Genomic DNA, 6,313 nt, shown 5'->3' with positions numbered 1-6,313 from the left:
TATTTCTTGGGCACAGATTATTGCCAAGGTTGCCAACTTAGGCGCGATACACCCTAGACAAGCATCTGAAAATCTTTAACCGTTTGGCGAAGGTATTGTTTGAAGAAGGCTTTTTTGAAATCCCAGAATTAGCTCGGTTGCAAAGCGAGACAGAAGAAGTACTTCCCTATCGGACTCAAAATACTAAACCTGGTGATAGGGTCGCGATTCCGCAAGGGTTTGTGCAATGCACTGAATTTCCTCTCGTATTTATGACAAGTAATGAGGCTAGAGAATTTCCGCCTGCTTTCCTGCGACGGTGTTTGCGATTACCGCTTCAACAGCCGAGTACAGAGGATGGATTGTATGAAATCCTGAAAAATCGTTTTGATGCTGATACTCTGAACAAACTGGATGAACCTGCCCGAGAACTCATTCAATCTTTTTTGGGGCGGATTAAAAATAAAAACGCTAACTTGGCAACGGATCAACTGCTCAATGCGGTGTATCTTCTCCTGCAAGGGAAGGATGTCAACTCAACTGACCGAACAGAATTATTAGATTCCATCTTCAAACCTCTCTAACGGAGGGCGGATTTATGGCAGGAGAGCATTCCCCTTGGCAAGCTAATGAACAAGAAGTGGTTGAACTGCTATGGTGCTATGCCAATATGCGCCATATCCTTGCCCCTCCTATCCCTAAAGCACAGGAATCAGCGCAAGATTCTTCCCCCTTACCACTTCAGCAGGGTTCAGAGGATGTCTGCCAAGACTCTCCAGAAACTTTACCCGTCCGACCACCAGATGAATCAGAACAACGGGTTCCGGTCATGGTTGATCCGCCTAAACCTGACTTGCAAGCTCAGGAGCAAACTGCGAAACCAACCACTGAAAGGGCTTCTCCTGTAAGGGCTCCAGATCCTTTTCCCTTGCCACAGCCGTTTGTTTTGGGTAGGGCATTGCTGCCGCTAGCTAAACGGGTTCCAGCCTCTGTCGCTAGCGAATTAGATATTGACAAGACCGTCGAGCAAACTGCCGAAGCGGATGGTCTACCGCTGCCCGCTTATTGCCCGCCTTTGAAGCGCTGGTTTGATTTGCATATTCTGGTTGATCGCTCACCTCCAATGGATTTTTGGGGCGATCTGGCCGAGGCTGTCGCAACGCTTTTCCAGTGGCAAGGTATCTTTCGAGATGTCCGAGTTTGGCAGCTAAAGACGGATTGCCATGAGGGGCCTCGGCTATATGCGGGAGGAGATCCAGACGAAACGGATGTTCGGAGCTTGCTAGCACCAGGACGAGATCAGTTATTCCTTGTGGTGACTGATACCTTAGGGAAGGCATGGCGTTCCGGTGCAGCATTTAAATACCTGGCGTTCTTGGGTGAAAAACACCATGTTGCTTTAGCTCATGTTTTCCATAAGGATCTGTGGCATCGGACGGCAATGCAGGATGCCATTTTGCGACCCTTAGTTGCCAGTTATCCAGGGTGTGCGAATGCCAAATTACGAGAAACCGTGCGTGTCAGAACGAGACAACGTTTATATCGTTTTCCCATTCTGAACTTGTCTGCACCCCACCTTAATACCTGGGCCAAGTTTGTTACGGGTGGTGGCGGATCCATGCAAGGTGTACTGATTAAGCAGCAGCCTCCAGCTTCTGATGGCCAGAAACAAGAGGTGGAGCAGTCTACTGCTGTAATGGAGGATGAAACTCCTGAAGAACGGTTAAGGGCCTTTAATCGGGATGCTAGCCCCGAAGCGAGAGAGTTAGCGATCGTATTAGCTGCAGTTCCCCTTATCCCTCCGGTGATGCGCCTGGCCCAGCAGCAATTCTTATCTGGGAGTGAGCATTGGCATCTTGCAGAAGTATTTTTTAGTGGTCTGATTCGACGGTCTGCCCTGGGAGACCCACAAGCCACCGTTACGGATCGGTGGTATGAGTTTACCCCTGGTGTTCGAGAGCTGTTGTTAAACACCAGTTCTGTACAACAAGCTGCCCAGGTTCACCGAGAAATTAGTACCTTTGTAGAGGAAAAATACGGTAGTCCCCGCTATTTTCCTGCCCTCATTCCTAATGAAGCAGGGTCCGAAAAGAGGGTGGAAATGGATCGGCACCATTATTTTGCCGAAGTTAGAGGAGCCGTTCTAAAGACTTGGGGGGGAGAATTTGCGCATAAGGGTGAAGATATCCTGAATTCAGCCGCAGCCTATCGGAATCGGGAGAGTAAGCTGGAGGCTGATGAAGTAGATTCTCCAGATAAAACGGGGGAGCAAAACTTCCCTAGTGGTGCAGAAGTCTCAGATTATGAATATGTTTATCCCCTCTCCTTGCCCAGTGAGCCTTCCCCAATTGAGGTTGAGGTGGTTCCATTTCAATTAGCAGGCAGAGAACTTGTACCTGAGCAAAAGACTGTGGAGGGAATTACCTTTGAGCTTGATGCTGAACACTCTACTCTCAAGCTAGAAACCTTCCCTATCCGCATTGCGCGTATTCAGAAAGATAACTTTGATTGGCGCATCACTTATGAGAAGTCTAAAGCTCAATGCTTCAAAGAGTTGATAGGAGCAGATATTGCTCTTGAGATGGTGCCGATACCTTCAGGTAAGTTTTTAATGGGCGCTTCCAAGGATGAGGATAGTGGCTCATCTGAAAAACCTCGGCACTCAGTAAATGTGTCTGAGTTTTATATGAGTCGTTATCCCGTGACTCAAGCTCAATGGCGACAGGTTGCTGCTATGGAACCCGTTAAACGAGAGCTGAAACCCAATCCATCTCGATTTAAGGGGGACCGCAATCCTGTGGAACAAGTGTCTTGGTACGATGCCGTCGAATTTTGCGATCGCATCAGTCAGCATACGGGTCGTCACTATCGCCTCCCCACAGAAGCAGAATGGGAGTATGCCTGCCGAGCAGGAACCACCACCCCTTTTCATTTTGGGGAAATGATCACGACAGAACTTGCTAACTACAATGGTTCAGTCTATATGAATGGTCCAGAAGGAGAAGGCAGAGGCAAAACAATTTTTGTGACAGAGTTGAATCATGCTAATGTCTTTGGTCTCTCGGATCTGCATGGGAATGTTTGGGAATGGTGTTTGGACCGTTGGCATGAGAACTATGACAATGCTCCGACTGATGGAAGTGCTTGGGTAACCAGCGATGAGAATACAACACGTATTCGCCGTGGCGGTTCTTGGTACTACCTTCCGAAGAACTGTCGGTCTGCCGCGCGCGACCACTTCTTTCCCGGCAGCACGGACTTCGATCTTGGTTTTCGTATTGTGCTCGTTCCCCGATGACTCCTTTGTCTTTTGCCCTTTTTTGTGCTTTTGCCTTTTGAGACAGTCGTTTAGATGCATTTGGTGAATTGAGATGGTGATAGCTTCTAGTCCTGGGAATCCGAATATTTGTATTAAACGCCAGACTCACGACATCACCTATGTCGAGGAAGTATTGCTAAATGGGGTGTCACTTGAGTTGGTACTCGTACCAGAGGGAGAATTTGTGATGGGTTCTCCCGATGATGAGGAAGCGAGAGAATCTAGAGAAGGGCCGCAACACTCCGTGAAGGTTTCTCGATTTTGGATGGGGCAATATCCCATAACTCAAGCCCAATGGCGCATCGTGGCTCAATATGAGCGGGTGAATCGAGATCTGGACCCAGACCCTTCAGAGTTCAAAGGTGATCTCAATCCTGTTGAGCAAGTCTCTTGGTATGATGCCGTCGAATTTTGCGATCGCCTGAGCCAACGAACAGGACGTAACTATCGCTTACCTACAGAAGCAGAGTGGGAATATGCTTGCCGAGCAGGAACCACAACTCCTTTCCACTTTGGTGCCACCCTTTCTGCTCAATACTCGAACTACTATGCCCAAGAAACATATGGCCCTGGAGAAGTTGGAGAATTCAGGGAGAAAACAACACCTATTGATTACTTTCAGATTGGTAACGCCTTTGGTCTAATCGATATACATGGCAATGTTTGGGAATGGTGCCTAGACCATTGGCATGAGAACTACGAAAAGGCTCCAACGGATGGTAGTGCTTGGTTGACTAATGAGGAGAAAACAGATCGTATCGTACGCGGCGGGTCTTGGTACAGCGATCCGAGGTACTGTCGGTCTGCCACGCGCTACCACAACGATCCCGACTACACGATCTACAACCTCGGTTTTCGTATTGTGCTCGCGTCCCGATGACTCCCGTTCCCTTTGCCCTTCTTGCCTTCTGCATATTTGCCATCTCGGAAGATTAAACAAAATGCATTTTATTCACTGCCTAAATTCTGCAATTGCTACGTTGAGTTTTGCTGAAATGAAAGAGTGATTATGGAAGAACTACCCATCATCCAGAAGGTCTTTGATTTAATCAAGTGGTATATTCCCATCTTGAATCGGCTTCCCAAAACCCATCGATTTGGTTTAGGTGAGCGGATGGTTACGCATCGGTTAATGCAACAACATCCAAAAATATCCTGGGGGATATGAGCTTAGTAAGCCTTCGAAGAGTTTGTATCTCCCACTTTGCCTTTTTATAAATTGCTCAGGACTTGACTGATGCCCGCCTCCTACCTCTATCGTCAAAAAGCCATCTCCAAGCTGTATAAAGAACCGCTTGGAGATGGAATTGAACTAGAGTTGGTCCTCATCCCCGCAGGAACCTTCACAATGGGTTCTCCAGCCTTTGAGCTGCAACGAGAAGAATCAGAAGGCCCTCAACACCCTGTTGAAATCTCCAAATTCTACATGGGGCGTTTCCCAGTCACTCAAGAACAATGGCGTGCAGTTTCACAGTTCGCTTCGGTGAATAGAGACCTAAAGCTAGAACCATCCTATTTTAATGACGATAAAAATCCTGTTGAACAGGTGTCTTGGCATGAAGCTATGGAATTTTGTGATCGTCTTACTGCCCACTCGAAATACACCTATCACTTACCTACAGAAGCAGAATGGGAATATGCCTGCCGAGGTAGAACTCCATCGCCCTTTTATTGTGGTCAGACCATTTCAACCAATATCGCAAACTATAACGGCTCCTATACTTATGGCGAGGAAGATGGAGGGAAAAATCGCAGAGAAACAACCCCTGTCAATCATTTTGAAATGACTAATCCTTTTGGTCTCTCAGACATGCATGGCAATGTTTTGGAATGGTGTCTGGACCACTGGCATGAGAACTATAACTATGCCCCGATTGACGGCAAAGCTTGGTTAACAAATGATGAGAATGCAGATCGTATACTTCGTGGCGGTTCTTGGCTCGACGTTCCGGGAGACTGTCGGTCTGCTTCACGCACCCACTACAATCCCGACTTCACGTTCAACCGCATTGGTTTTCGTATTGTCCTCGCACCCCGATGACTCTTCCTTCACCCTTCTTGAGTTCTTGCCTTTAGCTTTTTGACCCATCCACACTCCTTGAAGCCCTATGTATCCTGAACTGGCTAGCACCCATCCACCCGAACTCAAAATCGAACGATCCAAGATTCAAGTGCAAGCTATCCGAGAGCCTCTTGATCAGAAAGTGGACCTCGTATTGATTCAAATTCCAGGAGGGGAATTTATGATGGGTTCTCCCAATAACGAAGAAAAGAGAAAAGACTGCGAAGGACCACGGCATCTTGTTAGCATCAATAACTTCTGGATGGGGCAATATCCCATCACTCAAGCACAATGGAGGATCGTAGCTCAATATGAACGGGTGAGTCGAGATCTTGACCCAGACCCTTCTGAGTTCAAAGGCGATCTCAATCCTGTTGAACAAGTATCTTGGTATGATGCCGTTGAATTTTGTGATCGTCTTGGCCAGCAAACAGGACGTAACTATCGTCTCCCCACAGAAGCAGAATGGGAATATGCTTGTCGATCTGGGACAACAACGCCCTTCTCGTTTGGCAGAACGCTTACTCCCGAGGTTTCAAATTACGACAGTACTTATGCATACGATGTTGGTCCAAAAGCAATGTATAGGGAGAAGACCACACCAGTAGATTTCTTTGGTTTGGCTAACTACTTTGGTATTTGTGACATGCATGGAAACGTTTTTGATTGGTGCCTGGACCATTGGCATCACGATTATATTGGAGCGCCCATTGATGGAACTGCATGGACAACGGAAGATAGTTCTTCTAAGCGGATGTTGCGCGGTGGCTCTTGGACCAACGATCCCATTTACTGTCGTTCAGCTTCTCGCTCATACTGTAAAGATCCCAATGCCTATGGTGAAAATATTGGATTTCGAGTGGTCCTTACACCTCGATGACTACTGTGTCCTTCTTGCCCTCTGTATTTCTGCCGCTGTAGGTTTATCCTATTGACTTACTCACCAATAGACT

At 47.4% G+C, this 6,313-nt stretch carries 5 protein-coding genes and 1 pseudogene; all 6 read left to right on the top strand.

Annotated features, from left to right (window positions below; all coding sequences use genetic code 11):
* The first annotated feature begins 83 nt into the window (after positions 1 to 83).
* Entirely contained in the window at positions 84 to 563 is a 480-nt protein-coding gene (locus Q0991_RS19105) for a hypothetical protein (RefSeq protein ID WP_299491469.1), read from the top strand.
* 14 nt (positions 564 to 577) lie between these two features.
* Complete coding sequence (locus Q0991_RS19100; protein ID WP_299491466.1) at positions 578 to 3,277, top strand: SAV_2336 N-terminal domain-related protein; 2,700 nt, start codon at positions 578 to 580, stop codon at positions 3,275 to 3,277.
* A gap of 73 nt (positions 3,278 to 3,350) precedes the next feature.
* Entirely contained in the window at positions 3,351 to 4,178 is an 828-nt protein-coding gene (locus Q0991_RS19095) for a formylglycine-generating enzyme family protein (protein ID WP_299491464.1), read from the top strand.
* A gap of 129 nt (positions 4,179 to 4,307) precedes the next feature.
* A pseudogene (locus Q0991_RS19090) lies at positions 4,308 to 4,421 on the top strand (four helix bundle protein); the annotation flags it as partial.
* 114 nt (positions 4,422 to 4,535) lie between these two features.
* Positions 4,536 to 5,339, top strand: coding sequence for a formylglycine-generating enzyme family protein (locus Q0991_RS19085; RefSeq protein ID WP_299491460.1), 804 nt, complete (start codon positions 4,536 to 4,538; stop codon positions 5,337 to 5,339).
* Between the two features lie 67 nt (positions 5,340 to 5,406).
* Complete coding sequence (locus tag Q0991_RS19080) at positions 5,407 to 6,240, top strand: formylglycine-generating enzyme family protein (protein ID WP_299491457.1); 834 nt, start codon at positions 5,407 to 5,409, stop codon at positions 6,238 to 6,240.
* The last annotated feature ends 73 nt before the right edge of the window (positions 6,241 to 6,313 follow it).

The sequence above is a fragment of the Acaryochloris sp. IP29b_bin.137 genome (genome assembly GCF_028285745.1).
Lineage (GTDB): Bacteria > Cyanobacteriota > Cyanobacteriia > Thermosynechococcales > Thermosynechococcaceae > Acaryochloris.
This window is presented reverse-complemented; position numbering and strand designations above follow the sequence as displayed.